The 23,612-nt window shown below is 67.9% G+C and carries 21 protein-coding genes; 9 read left to right on the plus strand and 12 right to left on the minus strand.

The genetic code is table 11. The features are described 5' to 3' along the window. From ACWDNU_RS28965 to ACWDNU_RS28975, 3 genes are all read left to right on the plus strand, one after another. A partial coding sequence (locus ACWDNU_RS28965) for an amino acid adenylation domain-containing protein (protein WP_449671221.1) occupies positions 1–4,072 on the plus strand: 4,072 nt, incomplete at its 5' end. 41 nt (positions 4,073–4,113) lie between these two features. Continuing rightward, positions 4,114–5,424, plus strand: a complete 1,311-nt coding sequence (locus ACWDNU_RS28970) for a DHA2 family efflux MFS transporter permease subunit (RefSeq protein ID WP_449671251.1) — start codon at positions 4,114–4,116, stop codon at positions 5,422–5,424. Beyond that, positions 5,425–6,438, plus strand: a complete 1,014-nt coding sequence (locus ACWDNU_RS28975; RefSeq protein ID WP_449671222.1) for a 3-deoxy-7-phosphoheptulonate synthase — start codon at positions 5,425–5,427, stop codon at positions 6,436–6,438. A gap of 72 nt (positions 6,439–6,510) precedes the next feature. Here ACWDNU_RS28975 and ACWDNU_RS28980 read toward each other — a convergent pair whose 3' ends face one another. Beyond that, entirely contained in the window at positions 6,511–7,434 is a 924-nt protein-coding gene (locus tag ACWDNU_RS28980; protein ID WP_449671223.1) for a hypothetical protein, read from the minus strand. Between the two features lie 194 nt (positions 7,435–7,628). Between ACWDNU_RS28980 and ACWDNU_RS28985 the strand changes: the two genes are divergently transcribed. Then, positions 7,629–8,318, plus strand: coding sequence for a hypothetical protein (locus ACWDNU_RS28985; protein WP_449671224.1), 690 nt, complete (start codon positions 7,629–7,631; stop codon positions 8,316–8,318). Then, the gene (locus ACWDNU_RS28990) at positions 8,315–9,094 is read left to right on the plus strand and encodes a hypothetical protein (RefSeq protein WP_449671225.1); all 780 of its coding nucleotides are present in this window, start codon (positions 8,315–8,317) and stop codon (positions 9,092–9,094) included. The genes ACWDNU_RS28985 and ACWDNU_RS28990 overlap by 4 nt, the downstream gene beginning before the upstream one ends. Before the next feature lie 151 nt (positions 9,095–9,245). Here the strand turns inward: ACWDNU_RS28990 and ACWDNU_RS28995 are convergent, their stop codons facing one another. Further along, complete coding sequence (locus ACWDNU_RS28995; RefSeq protein WP_449671226.1) at positions 9,246–10,091, minus strand: LuxR C-terminal-related transcriptional regulator; 846 nt, start codon at positions 10,089–10,091, stop codon at positions 9,246–9,248. Between the two features lie 91 nt (positions 10,092–10,182). On the opposite strand from ACWDNU_RS28995, the gene ACWDNU_RS29000 reads away from it, so the two are divergent. Together ACWDNU_RS29000 and ACWDNU_RS29005 are read left to right on the plus strand one after the other, a co-directional pair. Continuing rightward, positions 10,183–11,811: an AMP-binding protein gene (locus tag ACWDNU_RS29000; RefSeq protein ID WP_449671227.1), complete on the plus strand. Its 1,629-nt coding sequence runs from the start codon at positions 10,183–10,185 to the stop codon at positions 11,809–11,811. A 31-nt stretch (positions 11,812–11,842) separates the two neighbouring features. Continuing rightward, positions 11,843–12,724 carry an SDR family oxidoreductase gene (locus tag ACWDNU_RS29005; protein WP_449671228.1) on the plus strand — a complete coding sequence of 294 codons (882 nt, stop codon included), beginning with the start codon at positions 11,843–11,845 and terminating at the stop codon, positions 12,722–12,724. A gap of 2 nt (positions 12,725–12,726) precedes the next feature. Here ACWDNU_RS29005 and ACWDNU_RS29010 read toward each other — a convergent pair whose 3' ends face one another. Then, positions 12,727–13,305: a PadR family transcriptional regulator gene (locus tag ACWDNU_RS29010; RefSeq protein WP_370938236.1), complete on the minus strand. Its 579-nt coding sequence runs from the start codon at positions 13,303–13,305 to the stop codon at positions 12,727–12,729. A 47-nt stretch (positions 13,306–13,352) separates the two neighbouring features. Between ACWDNU_RS29010 and ACWDNU_RS29015 the strand changes: the two genes are divergently transcribed. Continuing rightward, positions 13,353–13,997, plus strand: coding sequence for a VC0807 family protein (locus tag ACWDNU_RS29015; RefSeq protein WP_370938235.1), 645 nt, complete (start codon positions 13,353–13,355; stop codon positions 13,995–13,997). A gap of 14 nt (positions 13,998–14,011) precedes the next feature. Here the strand turns inward: ACWDNU_RS29015 and ACWDNU_RS29020 are convergent, their stop codons facing one another. From ACWDNU_RS29020 to ACWDNU_RS29060, 9 genes are read right to left on the minus strand one after another with little or no spacing between them, the layout of a single operon-like run. Continuing rightward, on the minus strand, positions 14,012–14,593 hold the full coding sequence (locus ACWDNU_RS29020; RefSeq protein WP_449671229.1) for an SMI1/KNR4 family protein: 582 nt from the start codon (positions 14,591–14,593) through the stop codon (positions 14,012–14,014). Beyond that, positions 14,590–15,219, minus strand: a complete 630-nt coding sequence (locus tag ACWDNU_RS29025; RefSeq protein WP_449671230.1) for an SMI1/KNR4 family protein — start codon at positions 15,217–15,219, stop codon at positions 14,590–14,592. The genes ACWDNU_RS29020 and ACWDNU_RS29025 overlap by 4 nt, the downstream gene beginning before the upstream one ends. Before the next feature lie 53 nt (positions 15,220–15,272). Further along, positions 15,273–16,235 (minus strand): NAD(P)H-dependent flavin oxidoreductase, encoded by a 963-nt coding sequence (locus ACWDNU_RS29030; RefSeq protein ID WP_449671231.1) that lies wholly within the window; start codon positions 16,233–16,235, stop codon positions 15,273–15,275. Further along, the gene (locus ACWDNU_RS29035) at positions 16,232–17,803 is read right to left on the minus strand and encodes an AMP-binding protein (protein WP_449671232.1); all 1,572 of its coding nucleotides are present in this window, start codon (positions 17,801–17,803) and stop codon (positions 16,232–16,234) included. Before ACWDNU_RS29035 ends, ACWDNU_RS29030 begins: the two co-directional genes overlap by 4 nt. Continuing rightward, positions 17,800–18,540 carry an enoyl-CoA hydratase/isomerase family protein gene (locus ACWDNU_RS29040; protein WP_449671233.1) on the minus strand — a complete coding sequence of 247 codons (741 nt, stop codon included), beginning with the start codon at positions 18,538–18,540 and terminating at the stop codon, positions 17,800–17,802. Before ACWDNU_RS29040 ends, ACWDNU_RS29035 begins: the two co-directional genes overlap by 4 nt. Continuing rightward, the gene (locus tag ACWDNU_RS29045; protein WP_449671234.1) at positions 18,540–19,730 is read right to left on the minus strand and encodes a CaiB/BaiF CoA transferase family protein; all 1,191 of its coding nucleotides are present in this window, start codon (positions 19,728–19,730) and stop codon (positions 18,540–18,542) included. The genes ACWDNU_RS29040 and ACWDNU_RS29045 overlap by 1 nt, the downstream gene beginning before the upstream one ends. Then, on the minus strand, positions 19,727–20,443 hold the full coding sequence (locus ACWDNU_RS29050) for an enoyl-CoA hydratase/isomerase family protein (RefSeq protein ID WP_449671235.1): 717 nt from the start codon (positions 20,441–20,443) through the stop codon (positions 19,727–19,729). Before ACWDNU_RS29050 ends, ACWDNU_RS29045 begins: the two co-directional genes overlap by 4 nt. 21 nt (positions 20,444–20,464) lie before the next feature. Further along, positions 20,465–21,385 carry a hydroxymethylglutaryl-CoA lyase gene (locus tag ACWDNU_RS29055; RefSeq protein WP_449671236.1) on the minus strand — a complete coding sequence of 307 codons (921 nt, stop codon included), beginning with the start codon at positions 21,383–21,385 and terminating at the stop codon, positions 20,465–20,467. A 55-nt stretch (positions 21,386–21,440) separates the two neighbouring features. Then, positions 21,441–21,932, minus strand: coding sequence for a MarR family winged helix-turn-helix transcriptional regulator (locus ACWDNU_RS29060; protein WP_449671237.1), 492 nt, complete (start codon positions 21,930–21,932; stop codon positions 21,441–21,443). A 97-nt stretch (positions 21,933–22,029) separates the two neighbouring features. Here ACWDNU_RS29060 and ACWDNU_RS29065 point away from each other — a divergent pair, with 97 nt between their 5' ends. Continuing rightward, on the plus strand, positions 22,030–23,376 hold the full coding sequence (locus ACWDNU_RS29065; RefSeq protein ID WP_449671238.1) for an MFS transporter: 1,347 nt from the start codon (positions 22,030–22,032) through the stop codon (positions 23,374–23,376). Positions 23,377–23,612: the final 236 nt, after the last annotated feature.

Here is a 23,612-nt window from a genome sequence, read left to right on the forward strand (position 1 = left end):
GACCTACGCGGAACTGGACCGGAAGGCGAACCAGCTCGCGCACGCCTTGCGCGAGGCCGGGGTGCGGGAACAAGACCCGGTCGCGGTGCTGCTGGAACGGGACATCGACCTGGTCGTCGCGCTGTTCGGCGTGCTCAAGGCCGGTGCGGTACACGTTCCGATGGACCCCACATATCCCGCGGAACGGTTGGCGCATCTGGTCAAGGACAGCGCGCCCGCCGCCGTTGTGTCCACTTCGGACCCCGGCTTCGGCATCCCGGTGATCGACCCGCTCGTCCTGAATGGACCGTCTACTTGGGACGACGTGGTTCCGTCGCCGGACTCGCTGGCGTATGTGATCTACACGTCCGGCACCACCGGAAAACCCAAGGGCGTCGCGATCACCCATCGCGGCATCCCGAGCCTGGTCGCGCTGCAGGAGGACGTCGTCGGCATCCGGCACGGCGAGCGGTACCTGCACTTCGCGTCCACGAGTTTCGACGTGTCGTACTGGCAGTTCTTCCTGCCGCTGCTGTCCGGCGGCACCTCGGTGATCGCGCCGGAGGAGGTCCGCGGGTCCGGCGACGACCTGCTCGCCTACGCCGCCGAACACCGCGTCACCGGGTTGAACCTGCTGCCGTCGTTCCTGTCCGCGATGCCGGACGACGCGACGGTGGACCCGGAGGTGTTCTTCGTCGTCGGCGCCGAGCGGCTCGACCCGGAGCTGGCGCACCGCTGGGGCGGCCGGCGGGCGCTGTTCAACGCCTACGGCCCGACCGAGGTCACGATCAACTCCGTCACCTGGGTGTATTCCGCCGACGATCCCGGCCCGCTGCCGATCGGACGGCCGGACCCGCAGGTGCGGGCGTATGTGCTGGACGCGGGGCTGCGGCCGGTCGGGACCGGCGTCACCGGCGAGCTGTACCTGGCCGGGCCGAAGCTCGCGCGGGGGTACGTGAACCGGCCGGGGCAGACCGCGGAGCGGTTCGTGGCCGACCCGTTCGGCGCGCCCGGCGACCGGATGTACCGCACCGGCGACCTGGTGCGCTGGCGGCCGGACGGCCAGTTGGTGTTCCTCGGCCGCGCCGACCACCAGGTCAAACTGCGCGGGTTCCGGATCGAGCCGGGCGAGATCGAATCGGCGCTGGCGCGGCATCCGGACGTGCGGGCGGCGGTCGTGCTCGTGCGCGAGGACCGGCCGGGGGACCGGCGGCTGGTCGGCTACGTCGTGCCGGTCGGCGGCGCGGACCCGGATCCGGCCGCGCTGCGCGAGTATCTGGCCGTTGAGCTGCCTGCGCATATGGTGCCGTCGGCAGTGCTTTCGCTGGAGCGGCTGCCGCTCGGGCCCAGCGGCAAGCTCGACCGGACCGCGCTGCCCGCGCCTGGACCGCGCAATGTCGCGGCGGCTCGGCAACCGGCGACCGAGGCGGAAACCGTGCTGCTGCAAGTGGTTCGGGAACTGCTCGGCCCGGACGTCACGATCGACGACGGGTTCCTCGACGCTGGCGGCGACAGCATCGCGTCGCTCCGGCTGGTCGCGCGTGCTCGCCGGGAGGGCCTGCATCTGACCGCACGGGACGTGTTCGAGGGCGGCACCATCGCCGGGATCGCGGCGCGCTGCAGTGACCAGACCGTCGTGGTGTCGCCGGACCTAACACCCGCGGTCGGGGACGCGCCGCTGACGCCCGTCATGCGTGAGCTGCTGGAACGCGCTGGCTCGGCCGCCGACGGGTTCTGTCAGTGGGTCGAGGTGTGCGTACCGTCGGGCGGTGATGTGCCGAAGTGGCGGGCGGCTCTTGACGCGGTGCTCGAACGGCACGACGTGCTGCGTTCGCACCTGGCCGGTGATGTGCTGCGCGTTCCGGAGCCTGGCGCGGTGACCGGGGCGGACGTGCTGATGGTCGTCCCGGCGGGCGAGGACGCAGACCTGCGGGCGCTGCTCGACGACCGGATCGCCGCCGTCCGGTCCACAATGGACCCGCGAACGGGTCCGATGCTGCGTGCGGTGTGGGTGGATGCCGGACCGGCGCGTCCGGGGCGGCTCGCGCTCGTTGCACACCATCTCGTCGTGGACGCGGTGTCGTGGCGGATTCTTCTCGACGACCTTGAGCAGGCGTATCCCGGCCACCCGCTGCCCGACCGCGGCCCGTCGTTCCTCGGCTGGGCGCGCGCGATGGTCGCGGCCAAGCCTGCGCGGCAGGTGGAAAGCCCGCACTGGCAACGGGTTTCGGCTTCAGCCCGTCCGGTGAGTGGCACTGCGCGGCACCACGAGATCGAGGTGTCGGCGGAGATCACGCAGGCGGTGCTGACGACGTTGCCGGGCGCGTACCGGACCGGCCCGGACGCTGTGCTGCTCACCGCTTTCGCGCGGGCTTGGCGCGGTTCGGAGTTGCTCGTCGCGCTCGAGAGCCACGGCCGTCCGGACCACACGCCGGACTTCGCCAGAGCCATCGACCTGTCTCGCACGGTCGGCTGGTTCACCGCGATGTACCCGGCACGGATCACCCCGCCAGACGGGGAGACGGCGATCGCCGCGGTCCGCGATCAGCTCCGCGCCGCCGGCGACGGGCTCGGGTACGGCATCCTCGGCGGAACGTCGACCGGGGCGGACATCAGCTGGAACTACCTCGGCCGGTTCGAGGCGGCACCGCAGACGGAGACGCCGTGGCAGCGCCCGCCGGACGCCGATCCGCTCGGCTCCGAGGGCGGCCCGCTCGCGCACGCGCTGATGGTGAACGCGATGGTGCGCGACGACCGGCTCGCGGTGCGGTTCACCTGGCCGTCCTCGGAGTTCAGCGCGGACGAGGTCGCGGCTTTGGGCGCGGCGTTCCGGGAGGAACTCACGGCGCTGGCTGCTGCGGTTCCCGCTGGCGAGCTGCTGCCGCTGACGCCGCTGCAGGAGCTGATCCTGCGCGAATCGCGGGCCGCGGACGAGGATCCGTACCCGGTGCAAGCGGCGTTCTCGCTGGCCGGAGCACTGGACGTACGCGCGGTGGAGGCTGCGGCGAACGCGTTGGTGCGGCGGCATCCGAACCTGGGCGCGGTCTTCCCGGACGGGCACGAGGTGCAGGTGCTGCCGACGGAGCCGCGGGTCGGCTTCCGGGTGCGCTCGGTCGAGGATGACGTCGAGCGGTTGCTTGTCGAAGATCTAGCCGAGCCGTTCGACCTCGCCAATGGGCCGTTGCTGCGGGTGACTGTGCTTCGGCACGGCCCGGACCGCCACGAATTGGTGCTCACCAGCCATCACCTGCTGTCCGACGGCTGGTCGGCGCCGCGGATTCTGGCTGAGTTGTTCGCCGGGTACTCCGGGGAGTCGCTGCCCGAGGCGGTGCCGGTGTCGCGGTACACGCGGTGGCTCGCCGCGCGGGACCACGCCGTCAGCGGGTACGCGTGGCGGACGGAGCTGGCTGATCTGCCGTCGCGGAAGCTCCTGTGTGGACAGCCTGCGGCGGTCGAACCGGAACTGTTCACTGTGGACGCTCCGTTGGTTGCCGAGCTGACTCAAGCTGGTGCTCGGCACGGGGTTACGGCTGGGACGTTGCTGCAGGGCGCGTGGGCGGCGGTGCTCGCGTCTCGGGCCGGAGTCGCCGATGTTGCTTTCGGGGCGATGGTGTCCGGCCGGACGTCCGAAGTGGACGGTATAGAGGAGATCCTCGGGCTGCTTGCGAACACGGTGCCAGTGCGGGTCCGGTTTGCCGGAACCGTGGGGGAGACACTGGCGCAAACTCAAACCCGGCAACAGGAACTGCTCGCACACCAGCACGTAGGCCTCGCCGAATTGGCCGCGCTGACTGGCCAGGACCGGTTGTTCGACAGCCTCGTCGTGTTCGAGAACTACCCGGTCGACCCGGCGAAATTGCGTGAACCGGCTCCCGGGCTGCGGATCACCGGGACCCGTTTCCGCGAACGCACGCACTACCCGATGACGGTGACCGTGGTGCCCGAACTCGCGGGCGGCTGGTCCGGCGTATTCGGTTACCAGGCCGGGATTCTGACGGCCGCCGAAGCCCGATCGCTGGTCGCGGACCTGCTGCGATTCCTGGCCGAGCTCCCCTCGCGATTGGACGACGACGCGGGCGAGTGGCTGCGGTGAACCTGTGGCGGACCGCGTTCGTGCTCGTGCTGGGCACGTTCATGGCGACGCTCGACAGCACGATCGTCTCCGTCGGCGTCGAGACGCTGGCGCAGCGGTTCGACGCGTCCGTCACCGAGGTCCAGTGGGTCACCACGGCGTATCTGCTCGCGGTGGTGGCCGCCGTACCCGCGTCGGGCTGGCTCGCCGCGCGGTTCGGCGGGCGGCGGACCTGGCTGACCGCGGTGGTCGTGTTCGTGCTGGCGTCCCTGTTGTGCGGGCTGGCGAGTTCGCTGCCGATGCTGGTGGCGTTCCGGGTGCTGCAAGGGCTGGCCGGTGGTCTGCTGCCGCCGACTGGACAGGCGTTGCTGGCGCGGGCGGCCGGACCGGAGCGGATCGGGCGGCTGATCAGTGTCGTCGGCGTCGTGCCATTGCTTTCGCCGGTGCTGGGGCCGCTGGCGAGCGGGGCGATCCTCAACGTCGCGGACTGGCCGTGGCTGTTCTACGTCAACCTGCCGGTCGGCGTCGTCGCGGTGCTGCTCGGACTGCGGTATGTCGCGGCGGACGCACCGACTGATCCGCGCGAGCCGTTCGATTTCCGCGGTGCCGCTTTGCTTTCGCCCGGACTCGCCGCGGTGGTTTTCGGACTTACCGGATTCTCCGACGGATACCCCAAGCTGCTTTCCTCGGCGGCGGTTGTGCTGGGTTTGCTGATGCTGGCCGCGTTTGTCCGGCACGGATTGCGAGTGCGGGCGCCGTTGCTGGATCCGCGATTGTTCGCCCGGCCGCCGTTCGGGGCCGCAGCGTTGGCGTTGGTCGTGCTGGGCGCCTCGGTGTTCGGCACGATGTTTCTGCTGCCGTTGTATCTGCGGCGCGGTGCCGGACTGGACGCGTGGGACACCGGATTGCTGTTGGTGCCGCAGGGAATCGGCGCGGCAGCCGGGTCGGTTCTGGTGCATCGCATAGTGGATCGGGTGGCGCCGCGGACGCTGGTGCTGTCCGGGATCGGCCTGGTCGCGCTGGGAACGGCGGCGTTTACCCAGCTGGGTCCGGAACTTCCGGATGTCGTGTTGGTCATTTCGTTGTTGCTGCGGGGTTTCGGAGCGGCGATGATCAGTGCGCCGGTGCTGGCGTTGGTGTACCGCAGCCTGGAGAAAACGCAGCTGCCGAAAGCAGCGGGCGCGCTGAATTTGCTGAACACGCTGGGCGGTTCGATCGGGACCGCTGTTCTGGCGCTGGTGTTGCAAAACCGTTTGGCCGCACGAGGGGTTGACGTCGCGGCGGCTTTCGCGGACACGTTCTGGTGGGTGCTCGGCCTGGTCGTAGTGGCGGCTGCCGGGGCGGCGAAGCTGCCTAAGGAAAGGAGCCGGTAGATGCAGGACACGTTGCCCAGCCCGGTGGAGGTGACCGCCGGGGTCGCGCCGGACATCGCGCGGCACCGCGAGACGGTCTCGGCGGTGCTGGCCCGGCGCGATCCGCGGTTGCTGGTGATCGTGGGGCCGTGCTCGGTGCACGATCCGGAGGCGGCGCTGGACTACGCCGGATTGCTGGCCGGTGCCGCGGCTCGATACGCGGACGATCTCGTGGTGGTTTTGCGGGCATACTTGGAGAAACCGCGATCGGTGACCGGCTGGACCGGGTTTCTCCCGGACCCGACCCTGGACGGCAAAGGCGATCTCTCCACCGGGGTCCGGCTGGGCCGGCAGTTCCTGCTCGACGCGGCGGCGACCGGATTGCCGCTGGCGTACGAATTCGTGGATCCGGTGCTGGCGCCGTATGTCGCGGACACGGTGAGCTGGGGCGCGATCGGGGCGCGGACGGTGGCCAGTCAGCCGCACCGGCAGCTGGCGTCGTGGTTGCCGATGCCGGTGGGGATGAAGAACTGCGTGTCCGGACGGCTGGGTCCGGCGGTGGACGCGATCCGCGCGGCCGGGGCGGCGCACGCGTTTCCCGGGCTGGGCGTGGACGGGCGGATGAAAACCTTGCGCAGCAGCGGGAATCCGGACGCGCATCTGGTGCTGCGCGGCGGTCCGGCGCCGAATTACGACGCGGCGTCGGTCGCCGAGGCGATGGCGGTGCTGGGGGAGGCCGGGTTGCCGCGAAGAGCCGTGGTTGATGCGTCGCACGGGAACAGCGGGAAGGACCACAACCGGCAGCCGGGCGTGATCGCCGACGTGGCGGGGCAGATCCGGGACGGGGCCGCGGTCGCCGGGGTGATGATCGAGTCGTATCTGCGGGACGGGGCACAGGATCCGGAGCGGGTGCCCGCGGATCCGGCGGTGAGCCGGACGGATCCTTGCCTCGGGTGGGAGCGGACGGTTCCGCTGCTGGAGTCGCTGGCTCTGGCCAGCCGGGACCGATCGGAATCTTCGGAGGTCCGACGGTGAATCCCAGCACGCTTCTCATGCGTGTATCGGGTGCAGCGCTGAAAGCACGGACAGAAGTGCCCCAGGCCGCTTCTATCGAGTCCAGCGGAACCCCACTACTGTTTCCTCGATTGAGCTCGTGAATTGACGGATGGAACCCCTGGCGACGTCAACAACCCGTTCCTCGACGGTGGTCCCCTCCAACTGGTCGGTCCAAACACACCACCAGGCGGCGTCGGGGGGCGAGCCAGTGAACTCGACAGCCATGTCAATGTTCTCGACGCGAGCGAACGCTGTTCGGCGTACTTCGTTAATCTGAACTCCGGTTTCGTCGAATAATGTGTAGTAGTCAAGGCTGGTTGACTCGCCGTTGCTTAACGGGTGATCCAATTCAATTTCAATGCTGCGAAGGCCGCCGCCGTATTCATGACTGCGTCCTGTTCGTCCTCCGTAGACTACTTCGACCTTGGTCGCTTGCGGCTCATGATTGAACAGATAGACATCGACGCCGTCTTCTGTTGCTCGTATGGTATGCGTGGTGTGTCGTGTCATGAGTTGGCCCGCGCTGTTCACAGTGTATCGCTCGACCAGATTTACGGTGCGATGCCTCTGTTTTCGCAACGTCTCCCGTCGAAGGCGGAGCGTGTGGGTGATTTCGCATTCTGGATCGCGGGCGTAAGTGTATAGTGCCCAGAGCCTGTCTTGGTCGGTCTGAGCCAGGTTAAACGCCCTAATGAACAAGAGTAGCGTACTTGTCGACAGGGTTGTGCCGGAAACCGCGCGACTGACGAGGTCTTTGAATGCCCGTGCGTCCTTATCGCCAGGTAGGGATTGTTTGTTCCAGAGGTATTTCTCAATCACTTTTGCTACTGCGGCCTGGTTGAGCGCGTCGGTGGTGCGCTCGGTATAAATCTGCCACTGCTCTCGACAGCCAGGATGCTCGGAGAGAATTTTTCTCAGCAGGTGGCCGGTTGCCTGGATGTTCTTTCGTGTCCGCGACGTGGTGATCACCTCCATGGGCCGGTGCTGATGGTACCGGACAAGTAGGGCATGGCCGTGCCCTTTTCGAGTGAACGCCAGCAGCTACGAGCTGCGCAGACTCCTGTTGTCTAAATGTCAGCAGCGAATGTGCGACTTAACTGCGACATCGACAGGCAATGAAGCGGATACCGTTGGATCCGTCATGGTGTACGAGGAGATCGGGAGATGTGATGGATGTGAACGATGTTCCTGCTGAGGAATTTGAGAAAAAGTCGCTGGATCCGGCAGGTGAAGCTATTGATCAGAATGTTCCGCCGAAGACTGCGAGTGGGTCGGATGACTTCCTTCTAGTGGATCGTGGAATGGAGGAGCTGGACGCAATGCGATCCTCTTATGAGGTGCTTTCGGTGTTGGAAAAAGAGGCACGTAAGCGCGCGATTTCTTGGTTGATAGATTCCCTGGGGGTTTCCGGGGTGGTTGTTGAAGGTTCAGAAAATGCGACGGCGCGCGGTGTGGATGCCCTAGAGGTTGCGGCTGTCGATGAAAACCCGCGGGATTTCATTAGCCGGAAAAAGCCGCAGTCTCAGGCGGAACGTGTTGCGTGCCTCGCCTACTATCTTGGACGACGTAGGAATCAACCCCATTTCAAGACGGCGGACATTGCGGCGATGAACATCGAAGCAGCTGGTCAGAAGTTTGGCAACCTCTCGCGTGACATGGACAACGCCGACCGTACGAGCGGATATCTTGTTTCTGCCGGGCAGGGTGCGAAGCAATTGACTGCGCGAGGCGAGGCGATGGTTGAAGCGCTGCCCGACCGTGAAGCGGTAAAGGCGGCTTTGCAGGAGCATCGCTACCGGGTTAAGCGGACATCGGGAGGTAGTCGGAAATCGTTGCCGACTGATGGATCGGACGAATGACTGCCAGTGCGCGCGAGGTTCTGGAGGCATCGTATGAGCCGGCGCTGGTGCGCGAGCTGCTGGAGTCATACGGGGAAGCTAAGCGAAATTACTACTTGGGCGGACATCGGCTCAATGCTGTTGAAGGCGGGCGTTTCTGCGAGGCAGCTTACCGGATTCTTGAGTCGATGACGACGGGCTCATACACTGCGCTCGGCGATTCGCTTGACACTAAGGGAATCGAAGGACGTCTTTCAAGTATGAGATCGAATAGTTTTCCAAAATCGGTCCGCATTTACCTTCCGCGAGTATTGCGAGTTGTGTACGACATTAGAAACAGTCGGGATGCGGCGCACCTTGGTGACGGAATCGATCCGAATCTGCAAGATGCGACATTGGTTGCTTCGGTGCTTGACTGGACTGTGGCTGAGTTTGTTCGATTGAGTGGAAGGGTGGATGCGAGCCTTGCGCAGAAAATGGTGCAGGACTTGGTGACGCGGCGATATCCGGTGATCCAGACCTTTGGCGATCATCCAAAGGTGCTTCGTTCTGACCTCCGCGCGGGCGAGTTTGTTTTGGTTCTCCTTTATCATGTCGGCGCACACGGCGTGGTTCTTTCCGACCTTGTTCAATGGGTTAACGAATCGATGCGCAAGAATATTCGGCGAACAATCCGCTCCCTTGACGAAAAGGCGTTCGTGCATGCGGGTGATTATCGCATTACGATCACCTGGGCGGGAGAGCGGGAGGTCGAACGTCGGCATCTGCTGGAGCCATCTAGTAGCGGAGACGGCTGACCCAAAGCAGGGGGAGGCCGCGCGGCATGACGCTGCGTCGAGACTGAGAGTGCTGCAATAGCCTGCTCGCTCAGCTGCATGCCGAACGAGCAGGCTCTCAGTGCAGGTCGGTCACTTGCTCGACAGCAGACAGCTTCGCTACCGTCGCCAGCTAAGGCAGCAGGTTCGCTCGGCGCGCGGCATTGACCGCTTGGAGGCGGGTCTTCGCGTCCAGCTTCCGCATCGCGTTGCGCAGGTAGCTCTTCACCGTCTCCGCACCCAGCCCGAGCGCCTCGGCGATGTCCGCGTTCGTTTGCCCGGCCGCCGCACCGGCCAGAACGTCGAGTTCGCGCGCCGAAAGCGTCGGTCGCGGACCTTCGGGAGCGCCGCCGGCGAGCGAGCGGCAGACGGCGTCGAGACGATCGCGCAGGTCCGGATCGTCGAGGGAAGCGACGATGCGGCGGAGTTCGGCGTGGCTTTCCCGGACCGTTTCGCGGTCGGCCGGTTCGCCGGACGCGACGTCCGGGGCGGGGGCGAGCAGTTCCAGCCGGCGGCGCACCTCGGCGCGGATCGCCAGCTCCTGCTCCAGGTCACGGGCCACCTCGACCATCGCGGTGACCGAGCGGTCGCCGAAGCGGACGTGCTCGCGGACCGCGCCGTAGAGGACCGCCCGGACGGTGCGGGACACGATCACCGGCACCGCCATCACCGAGCGCACGCCCTCGGCCTGCACGGCGCGGTCGAAGTGGTGGCTGATCGCTTCGCTGGTGTAGTAGTCCGGCAGCACCACCGGTTTCCGCACGCCGATCGCACGCCCGCCCAGGCCCTTGCCCTCCGCGACGACCAGGCCCAGCAGCGACGTCGTCGAGTTCCCGACCAGCTCGGTCATCCGCAGGCGGCGACCGTCGGCGACCACGCCGCCGAAGGACAGCGGGACCTGCGCGGCTCCGCGCAGCCGCACCAGCGCGCGACGGACCTCCGCGACGTCCTCGGCCGGGCCGGGATCGGTGACGGGCATCGGGGCGTCACCCCTTTTCGGGGGTAGTGGGCCTGCTGACGTGCGGTGATAGTACCGCCGACACCGGCCAACGACGACCGTGGAGCACGCTGTGAGCCCTGAGCGGACCACCTTCGACCTGCTGCAGACCTACGCCGCGCCGGACGCGGACGCGACCCATTTGCTGTGCGGACGCCATCCCGCCGACGCCGTCGCGTTCACCCTCGTCGAGGCCGACCTCAGCAGCCGCGACCTCACGTACGGCCAGCTCGAGGCCGCCTCCGCCCGGTTCGCTGCCGCACTGGCCGCGCACGGCGTGCGTCCCGGCGACCGGGTCGCGACGCTCATGGGCAAGTCCGCTGAATTGGTCACGGCGCTGCTCGCGATCTGGCGGCTCGGCGCGGTCCATGTGCCGTTGTTCACCGCGTTCGCCCCGCCCGCGATCGCCCAGCGGATCGTCGGCAACGGAACCCGCGTGGTCGTCGTCGACGCTGGTCAGCGCGCCAAGCTCGACCCGGGCGGGGACCTGCCCGCCGACCCGTCGCGGATCGTCGTGACGACCGGCGAAGCGTCCGGCGGCGACCTGTCCTTCGAGGCGCTGCTGGACGAACCACACCCGCTGCCCGACCCGGTCGCGGTCGGCGGCGACGGCACGCTGGTCGAGATCTTCACCTCCGGCACCACCGGCACCCCGAAGGCAGTGCCGGTGCCGCTGCGCGGGCTCGCCGGAATCCACTCCTACCAGCAGTTCTGCCTCGACCAGACCGACGAGGACGTCTTCTGGAACGCCGCCGACCCGGGCTGGGCGTACGGGCTGTACTTCGCCTTGCTGGGCCCGCTTGCGACCGGCCGGCGCAGCCTGCTGCTGCACGCCGGGTTCAGCCCTGAACTGACCTGGCAGGTGCTCGAACGCTTCGGCGTCACCAACTTCACCGCCGGGCCCACGGTGTACCGCGCGCTGCGCAGCTCGGGCCTGCCGGTGCCGGCCGGGCTGCGGCTGCGGCACTGCTCGTCGGCCGGGGAGCCGCTGACGCCGGACGTCGTGACCTGGGCCGAGGAAGTGCTCGGCTGCCCCGTGCGCGACCACTACGGCCAGACCGAAACGGGCATGGTCGTCGGCAACGCCTGGCATCCGGCCCTGATCGCGCCGGTCAAGACCGGGTCGATGGGACGGCCGCTGCCCGGGTTCGCCGTCGAGGTCCTGAAGGCGGGCAGCGACGAGATCGCGGAGGTCGGCGAAACCGGGCGCGTCGCGATCGACGTGTCCGCCAGCCCGCTGATGCCGTTCTCCGGCTACCGCGACGCCCCCGAGCGGACCGCGGAACGCTTCAGCGCCGACGGGCGCTGGTACTACACCGGCGACATCGCCGCCCGCGACCGCGACGGCTACCTGACCTTCGGCTCGCGCGACGACGACGTGATCCTGATGGCGGGCTACCGGATCGGGCCGTTCGAGGTGGAAAGCGCGCTGACGCAACACGAGGCTGTCGCGGAAGCCGCGGTGATCGGCGCGCCGGACGAACTGCGCGGCGAGCTGGTGGTGGCCTACGTCGTGCTGAACCCGGGTGTTGACGGGTCGGACGAACTGGTCGACGAGTTGAAGCAGACCGTCAAAACCCGCCTGGCCGCGCACGTTTACCCGCGGCGGATCCACTTCGTGGCGGAACTGCCGAAGACCCCGAGCGGCAAGATCCAGCGTTTCGCGTTGCGGGGCCGGGAGCTGAGCACCGCTTCGAGCTGAGTTTTTCGTCGGCCGGTGCCACACTGGCCCGATGCCGCCAGATCTGCACGACCGGGTCGCCCTCGTCGCGGGGGCGACCCGCGGTGCTGGCCGGGGGATTGCCGCTGCGCTGGGCGAGGCCGGGGCGACGGTGATCTGTACTGGACGCAGCAGCTCGAGCGGAATTCGACGTTCGGACTACGACCGGCCGGAGACTGTCGAGGAGACGGCTGCGCTGGTATCCCAGCTCGGTGGGGTTGGCGTTCCGTTCGTTGCTGACCATTTGGACCACGATGACGTCCGGCGGTTGGCCTCCTTTCTTGAGTCCGAGTATGGTCGGCTTCACTTGCTGGTCAACGACATTTGGGGTGCGGAGCGGCTCAAAGGCGGTCCGGCGGAGTGGAATACGCCGGTGTGGGAGCACGACCTTGATGCGGGGCTGCGGATTCTTCGGCTCGGTGTGGAGACGCATCTGGTTACGTCGCATTTCCTGCTGCCGCTGGTGATTCGCGAGCCTGGCGGGTTGTTGGTCGAGGTTACTGACGGCACTGCGCTGCATAATGCTTCGCCGTATCGGATTTCGGTGTTCTACGACCTGGCCAAGGCTTCGGTGAATCGGCTGGCTTTTTCGCAGGGGCATGAGCTGGCTGCTTGCGGAGCTGCGGCGGTTGCGGTGACGCCGGGGTGGCTGCGGTCGGAGATGATGCTCGACGCTTACGGGGTCAGCGAGGAGAACTGGCGTTCGGCGTTGGAGGCTGGGGCTCCGCCGGGGTTCGCCGAGTCGGAATCGCCGCGGTATGTGGGCCGCGGGGTGGCCGCGATGGCGGCGGACCCGTTGCGGGAACGGTGGAATCAGCGGTCGGTGAGTTCGGCGGAGCTGGCGAGGGAGTACGGGGTGACTGACTTGGACGGGCGGCAGCCGGACAGCTGGTGAGGTCAGGCGTATTGCTGCCAGCTGAGTTCGCCGGTCTCCAGGTCTGCGCACACTTCGCGAAGCCACGTCAGTTCCGCGGTGACGACGGCTGTGCGGTGTTCGTGCTCCAGCAGGTGTAGCCGCGGGACGTGGGCATCGTGCGAGGCGCGGAGCACGGCTTCGGTGGCGTCGAGACCTTCTTGCAGCGCGTCGATCCGCTGCCGCAACCGGATCAAGGCGTCTTCCGGGGTGAGCAGGTGCAGAAAAGACACCGCCGCCGGAAAAAGCGGGAACTCCGCAGCCGGGCTCGCGATGCCGGATCGGACCGCGCTCAGCAACGTTTCCCGTCCTGCCGGAGTGATCTCGTAAAGCGTGCGCTCGGGCCGCCCTTCCGCGCGTTCGAGAGCGTGCACGCGGACCAGTCCGTCGCGCACGAGCCGCTCCAGTGCGGTGTGCAGACCCGACCGGGTGCGGACATTCACGACCAGGTCGACACCGCGTTCCTTGATCAGCTGCTGCATCCCGTAGGCGTGTCGCGGTTCCTCGGCCAGGAGCGCGAGAACCGCGAGAACGACCGGCGACAGGTTCCCTCGAGGTGCCATAGTCTGTATCATACTAGTCTGTAACAGACTACGGGGAGGAGGGGCTGATGGAGGGCCGGAGTCTCGGTGTGGCGCTGCTCGAAGTCGCGGTCTCCGTCGGGGGCTATTACGTGCTGCGCGCGTGCGGGGCGGGCGTCTTCTGGTCGTTGACGGGACCGGCGCTGGCGGTCGCGGTGCTCGCCGTCGCTACGACAATCCGCCGTCGCCGGATCGACCTGGTCGGGCTGCTGGTCCTGGTTGAGCTGGCCGCGACGCTCACCCTGACGCTGGTGACGCAGAACCCGCGGGTGGCCGCGTTGCGCGAGGCAGCTTACGTCCTGGCAGCTGGGATTTTCTGCCTCGCCACGCTGCTTCGACGGGCTCCGCTGACACACGTTTTCGCCGCGTCAGCCGCGAGTTTCGGCGACCCGGCGCGGGAACGGGCTTTCGCGTACGCGTGGAGTTCCGTGCCGCGGTACCGGCGGTGGCAGCGTGCGCTGACCGCGTTGATGGGCGTGATTCTGCTGGCCGCAGCAGCGGTGCGGGCGGTGATCCTGCTGAGCGCTTCGGAAGCAAGGCTCGCACATGCGGTGGATGTGTCGAACACGGTGACGCTGTACATGCTCGGTGCGCTCGGCGTGGCGAGCGGGGTGCTGATCCAGGTGCCTCGGCGGATCATCGAGCGTCTCGCGGCAGCGGAGACGGATAGCTGACTTCCGCTTCTTGGTTAGCGGTATTGCTTGTGCGGCAGCCATTTTCCGTCTCCCAGGTGGGTCGACGGGACGCGGAAGACCGGTTTCTCGTAGCCGAGATCCATGCGGAGGATGTTGTCCGCGCCAGTGAGGACTTCCCAGATGACCTCGACCACTCCGCCGGGGTGTTCGTTCCACTCGAACGTGCCGCGGTCCCAGAAGACCACTGGCCAGTGGTTCGGGTCCTCGGAACTGGTCCGCCAGAAGAACACGCCGCCGCCGGTGTCGTTGGCCCAGGGGAGGAGGCCGCCGGGTTCGGGGAACAGCCGGTAGTCCGTGCCTTCGAGGAAATCTCCCCAGGGGCCGGCGAAGGACTCGAGCACTCCGTGGATGTCGTCCTGGACGAACTTGGCCAGGTCGATGCGCACGTCGATGGGATTGGCGAAGTTGACGGCGCCGCGGAAGCAGCCTGACGGGAACTTGGCCATCAGGGCCTTGTAGTCGTCGGGGAACCTGATGCCGACGGCCTGTTCGACCTCGGCCCAGTCCCGGCCTCGGCGGATTCCTCCGGTCCAGCCGGAGGCTTGGGCGAGTTCGTCGGTCGATCGCGCGGTCATCGGTACTCCGCGTCCGGGATCCAGCCGCGCGATTCGCCGGCATAGGTGGACGGGATTCGGAAGACCGGCTCTTCGTGATCGAGGTCGCGGCGGAGGAGATTGTCGCCGCCGGGGCGGGCGAGGACTTCCCGGATCATTTCGACGACCCCGCCGTCGTATTCGAACCATTCGCGGAGGTCCGCGCTGTAGTAGGCGATCGGCCACTGGTTCGGGTCGGCGGGCTCGGTCAGCCAGCAGAACATGCCGCCCTGAAGGTCCCCGCCCCAGGGGAGGAGTCCGGCGGGCTCGGGGAACGGCGCGTAGCCGGTGTCGCACAGGTATTCCAGGCGTTCGTCGCTGAGGGTCGCGACGACCCTCCCTACGCAGTCGCGGGCGAACTCCTCCAGGTCGACGCGGGCGTCGATGGGGTTTTCGAAGGAGACGGCGTTGCGGAAGAAGCCTGAGGGGAAGCGGGAGAGCATCGCTTTGTAGTCGTCCGGCAGGGAGACGCCGAGTTTTCGTTCGACGTCAGCCCAGTCTCGGCCTTGGCGGATTCCGCCGGTCCAACCGGAAGCCTGGGCGAGTTCGTCGATCGAGTGTCTTCGCGAGAGCAGTTCCGGGTCATCGTCCGGGGGCGGGTGGCTCACCGGCGCATCCTACCGAAATTCGATCATCGGCAGGATTGCGCTGAACGGAGCAATCAGCTCTCAACCTGAGGCAGCCGACGCACCACAGCCGCGTATTCCTCCGTGATCCGCGCGACGATCTCCGCTGCCGGAAGGACTTCTGTGATCAGCCCAGCCGACTGACCGGCCTCCACTTTCCCCGTAGCGACGTCACCGTGCAACGCTGCGTCCTTCAGCGAGGAATCCTGAAAAACCTTCCGCCGCAAAGACTCCTCAGCACCGGAAGCCTCCAGATCCGCCATCCGCGCGGTGAAATCGTTCGACAGCGCACGGATCACGCCCAATCCTCGGCCCACCGTCCGGGTGTCGTCGACGCCAGCGGCCAGCACTGCCTCCTGATAAGACCGATGCACGGTCGCCTCGGAGCTTGCCAGGAACCGGGTCCCGAACTGGGCCGCGCCCGCGCCCAGGGCCAGCATCGCGGCCAGTCCGGCGCCATCGGCAATCCCGCCGGAGGCGATCACCGGGATCGACGGCACTGCGGAGACCACGGCACGCACCAAAACCTGCGTGGTGACCATCCCCGGCGGCGGATGTCCGCCAGCTTCGGCACCGACGACGACCAAGCCGTCGACACCGGCGGCAGCGGCTTTCAGAGCATGCGAGACCCCGGCGACGACGTGCAGGCATCGGGTTCCACCGGCGTGGAACCGGTCCAGATACCGGCGCGGGCCGCCTTGGGAGGCGATCAGCACGGGGGGACGGCGGGACAGCAGCAGGTCGATGACCTCGTCAGCACCGGCGCGGTAGAGGGGCAGGTTCACGGCCCACGGACGGTCGGTTCCGGCGGCCATTTCGTCCAGCACCCGGGCAAGATCGGGCAGGCGCATCGGGCCCGCGGCGACGACGCCCAAACCGCCGGAGTTGCTGACGGCTAAAGGCAGAGCCGAGGACGACGAAGCCCACGACATGCCCGCCTGGATGATGGGCAGGTCCAGGCCCAGCAAGTCGGTGACCGAAGTACGCAGCCGCGTCATGAGTTCTCCAGCAGGGCCCGGGCGTAGCGAGCCAGTTGGTTCTTCTGGACCTTCGCGCTGGCGGTCATGCCGATGGCCTCGAAACCGTCCACAATGCGCAGGTGTCGCGGGACTTTGAACCCGGCCAACCGTTCTTTCGCCCACAAAAGCAGGTCTTCTTCCGAAATGCCCGGCGTAGTCAGCACGACAAAGGCGAAAGGCACTTCGATCAACCGCTCATCGGGGACTCCGACGACAGCAGCCTGGCGGACGGCGGGATGGCGGTGCAGCACGTCTTCGACATCGGCGGGTGCGACGTTTTCCCCGCCAACCCGGATGATTTCCTTGGTCCGGCCGGTGAAATGGAACCGGCCGGAGTCGTCGAGCAGACCGACGTCTCCGGTGGACAGCCAGCCGTCGGCGTCGATGGTTTCGGCGGTCCGGACTGGGTCGTCCAGGTAGCCTTGCATGACGTTCCAGCCCCGCACGAGCACCGAGCCGGGTTCGCCGGGGGCGCAGTCGCGGGTGTCGTCCAGGGAGCGGATGCGGATTTCCACGCCGGGTTCGGGGGCCATGGCTCCCGAAGCGCGGATCTCTTCCGGTTCCCACCAGGCGGATTGGGCCACATTGGGGGAGGCTTCGGAAAGACCATACCCGGCAACGCATTCGCGGGCACCGAGTTCGTCGATGACCCGGCGCACGACGGTCGGCGACGCGGCGACCCACGCGCCGCGCAGGGAAAGGCGGCGCTGCGGACGGTCGGGGTGGTTGAGCAGGAGCAGGGCGATGGTGTCGTTGCCGGAGAAGTGCGTACAACGCTCAGCTTCCAGTAGCCGCAACGCTTCCGCTGGTTCGAACTTCGGCATCGTCACCAAGGTGGTGGCGTGTTGCAGGGAGGACAACACCGACAGGGTGCTTCCGGCGACGTGGAAGAACGGGCGCGCCGAGTGGAATCGGTCGCCGGGGCGCAAACCCAGGCGGGCACCGGAAAAGAAAGCGTCGGCGCACATGCTGCGGTGGGTTAGGAGGACGCCCTTGGGACGCGACGTCGTGCCGGAAGTGTATTGCACCAGAAGAAGATCGTCCGGAGTGGCAATCGGCTCCGCGGGAGAACCAGCGGCCAGGAAATCGGTCCAGCTGTCTTGACCCAGGATGATGATCCGCTGCAAAGCAGGCAGAGTCGCGCAGCCAGGTTCAATACCGGCCTCAGAAAACAGCGCAGGGAAATCGACGTTCAAGACACGCTCGGCGGCGAACAGAGTGCTCACACCGGCGTGGGCGAGCGTGTAGTGCACCTCGTCCGCGGTGAAGCGGGTGTTGACCGGAACCACCAGCGCGCCAAGCGAACCCAAAGCCAGGAACAGCGTGACCCACTCGGGAGTGTTGCCCAGGCAGAGCCCGACCCGGGAGCCTCGGCCGATCCCGGAGGCGGCCAGGGCGCCGCGTACGCGGGCCACCTCCAGAGCCAGTTCCCGGTAGGTGATCCGGGCGTCGGCGGTGACGACGGCTTCGACATCGGGAGCCAAAAGCGCGGCCCGGGCGAGGGCGTCCTGGACGGTGAGCGGGCACGCGGTGCGCAGGTCGGTCATCGGGTCTCTCCAGTGAACCGGGCGACGCCGTCGCGCCAGCTGTCGTCGGCGAGGTTCTGTTCGATGGCGGACATTTCGATCCGGATGCCGCGGTCAAGGTCGGTTTCCGAACCCAGGTCGACGGCCCGTTTGGTCAGGGCGATCGCGCCGGGCGGGGCGGCGGCGATCGCGGTGGCGACCTCGGCTCCGGCGGCAGCGAGGTCGGGGACGACGCGGTTCACCAGGCCGAGCGAGGCAGCGTCCACAGCGGACAGCGGCGTATTGGTGAACAACAGCTCCTTTGCCCGGCGTTTCCCGATGGCTCGCTGGAGGCGTTGCGTTGCGCCGACGGTGCCCCAATGCGGTTCAGGGAAGCGGAAAACGGTGCCCGACGCGGCAAGAGCGAAGTCGGCGGCGAGGGTGATTTCCCCGCCGGAGCCGACAACGGTGCCGTGCACCAGCGCGACAACGGGGCAGCGGCAGGCCTCGATCGCCGCGTAGGCCGCGAAGGAGGCGACTCGGCGGCGGCGGACCCAGGCGGCGTCCTTGCCGGTCCGTTCCTTCAGATCCGCACCGGCGCAGAAGACCGGACCGGCACCACTGAGCAGCACAACCCGGGCGTCTGAGATGTCAACGGCGTCGAAAGCTTCCTTCAGGGCGTGGCACATCGCGAGATCCACGGCGTTGCGCGCCGAGGGCCGGGCCAGTTCGACGCGGGCGATTCCTTCGGCGACGTCCAGCGTCACGCGTTCGTTCATCAGATCACTCCCGCGGCCCGCAGGCCCTCGATCTCGCCGTCCGACAGTCCCGCCAACTCGCGCAGCACGACGTCAGTGTCCGCGCCCAGCACCGGCGGCGTTCCCGGCAAAGGGGCGTCTCCGGCAGTCTCGCGCAACGGCGTGCGCAGCGCTGGGAACGAACCTTCGACGGGATGCGTGAACTCGCCGACGACGCCCCGCGCGATGGCGTGCGGATCGGCCAGTGCCTCCCGGACTGACCGCACGGCGCCAACGGGAACCTCGGCTGCCTGCAGTTCTTTGACCAGCTGGTCCCGGTCGTGCTGGGCGATCGCGCCGCGCAGCGCCTTCATGACGCGTGCGCGGTGTTCGACGCGCCCCGCGTTGTGCTGCAGCGATGGGTCAGCGGCCAGAGCGGACAATCCGAGCACGGTGCACAGCGGTCCCCAATGCTGGTCGCTGCCGCTGATGTGCAGCCATTCGCCGTCCCCGGCCTGGAACGCCGCCGACGGCACCCGCCCCGGATGTTCGGTCCCGGTGCGGACGGGGTCCTCGCCGAGTGCGAACAGCCGGGCGGCGTTCAGCGCGTGCAGGCTGAGCTGGACGTCCATCATCGCCACGTCGAGGTGTCGGCCACGGCCGTCGGACGAACGCCCGGCGAGTCCGGTCAGCACCGCGATCACCACCCACAGCCCGGACGTCAGGTCCGCCACCGGCACCCCGGTTTTCGCGGGCGGACCAGCGGGATCTCCGGTCATCGCCATCACGCCGGACAGCGCCTGGAATACCGTGTCGTAGCCCTTGCGGTGCGCGTCCGGCCCGGTCTGGCCGAAGCCGGTCGCGGACACCAGCACGAGGCCGGGATTCTCCGCGGCCAGTTCGGCGTAGCCAAGGCCGAGCCGGTCGAGCGTGCCGGGCAGGAAGTTCTCCACGACGACGTCGGCGCGCGCGGCCAGCTTCCGCACGACATCACGGCCGCGCGGGTCCTTCAAGTCCACAGTGACCGATTGCTTGCCGCGGTTGAAGGCGAAGAAGTACGCGCTTTCGCCGTGCGGCAGCCGGGGTTCGAAGCCGCGGGTCTCATCTCCGGAACCAGGGCGTTCGACCTTGATCACGGTCGCGCCGAGTTCGGCGAGGATCTGCGTGGCCAGCGGCGCGGCGAGGACCCGGGAAAGGTCCAGCACGGTGACCCCGGCGAGCGGTCCGGTCATGACCGGAACCCGCGCATCAGCGCGTTGACGTCCTGGCCCGCCCGCATCGCGGCGTCCGTCGGCAGGTCCGCGACGCGATAGAAGAGGTCCTTGGCCGCCGCGAGCGCGCGGGGTTCGACCGAGGCCCAGCGCTGCGCGACGGCGAGCGCGGCGGGCACGATCTCGGCAGGTTCGACCACTTGGTTCACCAGCCCGTAAGACGAGGCCTCCGCGGCGGTGAGCAGCCGACCGGTGCTGACCAGCTCGAACGCCAGCTTGCGGCCCAGATGCCGGACCAGCCCGGTCATCACCAGCGCGGGCACGATCGAATGCTTCAGCTCCGGATACCCGAACTTCAAATCCGACCCGGCGACCACCAGGTCCGCCCCGATCGCCAGCCCGGCACCCCCGCCGACAGCCGCCCCGCGCACCGCGCTGACCACCGGGACCGGCAGCTGCTGCATGCGCGTCTGCAGCCGGGCAGTGAGCGCAGCGCGTTCGAGAACGGCTTCCGGCTGATCAGGGGTGAGCGACGAGAACTCGTTCAAATCAGCACCGGCACAAAAGCCGCGCCCAGCCCCCGTCAAAACGACAGCGCGGACACTCGGATCCCGCCCGGCTTCATCCAATGCAGCATCGAGAGCGCGAGTGAGCGCAGTGTCGAGCGCGTTGAGTTTGTCCGGCCGATTCAACGTAAGAACGCGGACGGCGTCGTGATTTTCGGTCAGCAGCACAGGTTTCTCCCCAAAGAAAAGTCAGACAGACGCGAAGCCGGCGCGGGCGACCATGCTGTACAGCGGCCGGCCGAGCGCTTCTTCGCAGGCCGCGGACGCCGCGGCGAGTTGGTCGAGATCGAGGCCGGTGTCGACGCCCATCGCGGCGAACAGACTGGCCAAGTCCTCTGTGCACACATTGCCGGTGAGCCCGGCCCCGTAGCCGATCTTCGCCGGATGCCCGCCGACGCCGCCCATCGCGGAATCGAAATGCCGGCACCCGGCTTCCAACGCGGCGACGGCGTTCGCGATCCCGGTCCCGCGCGTGTTGTGCAGATGCGCGACCAGCGGCAGTTCCGGGTTTTCCCGCGCCAGCCGGGTGTACAGCGCGCGCACCGAGCCCGGGGTCGCGACGCCGGTGGTGTCGCCGAGGGTCACCAGGCTCGCGCCGAGGTCGGCGAACCGCGCGACGTCCTCGGCCACCCGGCCCGGGTCTACCTTGCCCTCGAACGGACAGCCGAACGCCACCGAAACCACTCCGACCAGGCGAAACCGTCCGTCGGCGAGCTTGACCATCTCGGCCACGCGCTCCCACTGCCCGGCGCGCGTGGTGCGCAGGTTCTGTTCGGTGTGCGCCTCGGTGGCCGACACCAGCAGGCTCAGTTCCTCGGTGCCGTGCCCGGCTTCGAGGTCGGCGAGCGCGCGTTCGACAGCACGCGGGTTCGGGCAGGTCGCCTTGAACGCGACGCCCGGGCTCCGGTCGATCCCGGCGAGCACCTCGGAGGCGTCGGAGAACCCGGGCACCCGCGCGGGATGGCTGTAGCTGGTCGCCTCGATCCGGCGGAAACCGGTGCGCGCGAAGGAGTTCAGCAGCGCGATCTTCGTCGCGGTCGGCACGGGCTCCGGCTCGTGCTGCAGCCCGTCGCGGGCGAAACACTCGCAGATCGTGACGGCGTCGGACATCCTGGGCCCACCTCCTCGTCGGTGGTTCCAGGAGTACGCGAGGGTGTTGATAAAGTCAACACTGCTCGGCGGCCGGGTGAGCCCGCTCACTCTCCTCGACGGCCAGCGCGTGCTCGGCCAGTTTGTCGAGCGCGCGGTCCAGCACCCGGGCCTCTTCGCCGGTGAGCACGGCGAGGAAGTCCGCGTCGCGCTCGTTGGCGGCGGTGATCAGGCCGCGGTACACCCGGGTGCCCTCGGCGGTCAGCGCCAGCTGCGACGTGCGCCCGGACCCGGCCGTGCGGTTCACCAGTCCTCGGTCGGTCAGCCTGCTGACCACGCGGCTCATCTGCGCTTTGTCGAGTCCGGCGCGGCGGGCGAGCCGGTTGAGCGTGAGCGTCGGGTCGGCCGCGATGAGCGCGATCGCGCGCCATTCGCCGAGGCTCACGTCGAAGTCCCGCCGGTAGCGCACCGCGGCGCTGCGCGACATCGCCGACGACGTGCGCGAGAGCCGGTAGGACAGCAGTCCGGCGATGGGGACCAGGTCGTGTCCGTCTGCGCGTTCGGCCATGGCCGGACATCGTAGCCGTTACCCGATGGGTGTTGACAAACTCAACACTCGATGCGGAGACTGCCACTCGCCCGATCCGGACGAAGGAGTCTCAGCCGTGGCCGAACCATCCGCTGTCACCGGCGCTCCGGCAACCGCCGCTACCGCCGCTGTCGACCGCAAAGCGACCTATCGCACGATCGCCCGGCGCGTCATGCCGCTGCTGGTGCTGTGTTACGTCGTCAGCTACATCGACCGCACGAACATCGGGATCGCGCAGCAGGGCCTCAAACGGGACCTCGGCTTCGGCCCGGCGGTGTACGGGCTCGGCGTCACGCTGTTCTTCGTCGGCTTCATCCTCTTCGAAGTCCCGAGCAACGCGCTGCTCGCCCGCATCGGCGCGCGCAAGACGCTCGCGCGGATCATGGCCACCTGGGGCGTGATGACCGTGGTGACCCTGTTCGTGCACAACGAGATCATGTTCTACGCCGCGCGCTTCCTGCTCGGCGTCGCCGAAGCCGGGTTCTTCCCCGGCGCGCTGTATCTGCTGTCGCTGTGGTTCCCGTCGTCGCGGCGGACGCGGATGACGGCCGTGTTCTTCATCGGCATCCCGGTGTCCGGCGCGCTCGGCTCGGTGATGTCCGGCTGGATCATGCACTCGCTCGGCGGCGTCGGCGGGCTCGCGGACTGGCAGTGGCTGTTCCTGATCGAGGGGATCCCGCCGATCCTGCTGGCCGGGCTCGTGCTGCTCTTCGTCACCGACGGTCCGGAGCAGGCGAAGTGGCTCACCCCGGAACAGAAGGCGGCCGTGCGCGCCGACCTCGAAGCAGACCGCCGCGACAAAGGCCCGGCGACTGAGAAACACAGCGGCCTGCTGCTCGCCCTGCGCGACCCGAAGGTCTGGATCCTCGGGCTCTGCGCGTGCGGCGCGTACACGCTCGCGAACGCCGTCTCGTACTGGACGCCGCGGATCATCGCCAACGCCGGCGTCGGCAACGTCCTGAACCTCGGCTTCTTCTCGGCGATCCCGCCGCTGCTCGGCATCGTGGTGATGCTGCTGGTCGGCAGGCACTCCGACCGCACCCTGGAGCGGCGCTGGCACGCGGCGACGAGCTGGATCGTGGCGGCGTTCGCGATGCTGGCGATCTCGGTGTCCGGCGGCAACGTCGTGGTGATCATCCTGTTGCTCGCGGTCATGGCGGCCGCGCACTACTCCGGGCTGACGGTGTTCTATTCGATCCCGTCGATCTACCTGAACGACCGGGCGGCGGCCACCGGGATCGCGGTGGTGACGTCGATGGGTTCGTTCGCCGCCGCCGCTTCGCCGTCGCTGCTCGGGTTCATCGAATCCGCGACCGGGAGCCTGTCGCTGGGGCTGCAGATCAGCGCGGGCATCGTCCTGCTCGCCGTCGTGGTGCTGCTCGTCGGCGTCCGGCCGGGCGATCTTCGCGAACGGCGCCGCTGACCCCGCTCCCGCAGAAGTGCGTGAGGGGAACCCTCAGGGAATCAGATTCCGTGAGGGGAACCCTCACGTACTTCCGGCGTCCTGTGCCGGAGCCGGCGCTGACCCTCCAAAGTGTGCTGTTCGGCACCGGGTCGCCCGTTTGACCTCGGCGGATTGCCCGACCGGCCTTCTCTCTCATCGCTCTCACAGGGAACCCGGAGTAGACCGGGTGCCGCCGGAGGGAGGAGCGGTGAGCG

The organism is Amycolatopsis sp. NPDC003676, assembly GCF_053587275.1.

Excerpts from the sequence above, each read along its gene's own strand:
- ACWDNU_RS29010 (WP_370938236.1), bottom strand. The coding sequence starts at position 13,305 with ATGGCACCTCGAGGGAACCTGTCGCCGGTCGTTCTCGCGGTTCTCGCG.
- ACWDNU_RS29035 (WP_449671232.1), bottom strand. The coding sequence starts at position 17,803 with ATGACCGACCTGCGCACCGCGTGCCCGCTCACCGTCCAGGACGCCCTC.
- ACWDNU_RS29040 (WP_449671233.1), bottom strand. The coding sequence starts at position 18,540 with ATGAACGAACGCGTGACGCTGGACGTCGCCGAAGGAATCGCCCGCGTC.
- ACWDNU_RS29005 (WP_449671228.1), top strand. The coding sequence starts at position 11,843 with ATGCCGCCAGATCTGCACGACCGGGTCGCCCTCGTCGCGGGGGCGACC.
- ACWDNU_RS28995 (WP_449671226.1), bottom strand. The coding sequence starts at position 10,091 with ATGCCCGTCACCGATCCCGGCCCGGCCGAGGACGTCGCGGAGGTCCGT.
- ACWDNU_RS29055 (WP_449671236.1), bottom strand. The coding sequence starts at position 21,385 with ATGTCCGACGCCGTCACGATCTGCGAGTGTTTCGCCCGCGACGGGCTG.
- ACWDNU_RS29060 (WP_449671237.1), bottom strand. The coding sequence starts at position 21,932 with ATGGCCGAACGCGCAGACGGACACGACCTGGTCCCCATCGCCGGACTG.
- ACWDNU_RS28985 (WP_449671224.1), top strand. The coding sequence starts at position 7,629 with ATGGATGTGAACGATGTTCCTGCTGAGGAATTTGAGAAAAAGTCGCTG.
- ACWDNU_RS29015 (WP_370938235.1), top strand. The coding sequence starts at position 13,353 with ATGGAGGGCCGGAGTCTCGGTGTGGCGCTGCTCGAAGTCGCGGTCTCC.
- ACWDNU_RS28990 (WP_449671225.1), top strand. The coding sequence starts at position 8,315 with ATGACTGCCAGTGCGCGCGAGGTTCTGGAGGCATCGTATGAGCCGGCG.
- ACWDNU_RS28970 (WP_449671251.1), top strand. The coding sequence starts at position 4,114 with ATGGCGACGCTCGACAGCACGATCGTCTCCGTCGGCGTCGAGACGCTG.
- ACWDNU_RS28975 (WP_449671222.1), top strand. The coding sequence starts at position 5,425 with ATGCAGGACACGTTGCCCAGCCCGGTGGAGGTGACCGCCGGGGTCGCG.
- ACWDNU_RS28980 (WP_449671223.1), bottom strand. The coding sequence starts at position 7,434 with ATGGAGGTGATCACCACGTCGCGGACACGAAAGAACATCCAGGCAACC.
- ACWDNU_RS29045 (WP_449671234.1), bottom strand. The coding sequence starts at position 19,730 with ATGACCGGACCGCTCGCCGGGGTCACCGTGCTGGACCTTTCCCGGGTC.
- ACWDNU_RS29030 (WP_449671231.1), bottom strand. The coding sequence starts at position 16,235 with ATGACGCGGCTGCGTACTTCGGTCACCGACTTGCTGGGCCTGGACCTG.
- ACWDNU_RS29020 (WP_449671229.1), bottom strand. The coding sequence starts at position 14,593 with ATGACCGCGCGATCGACCGACGAACTCGCCCAAGCCTCCGGCTGGACC.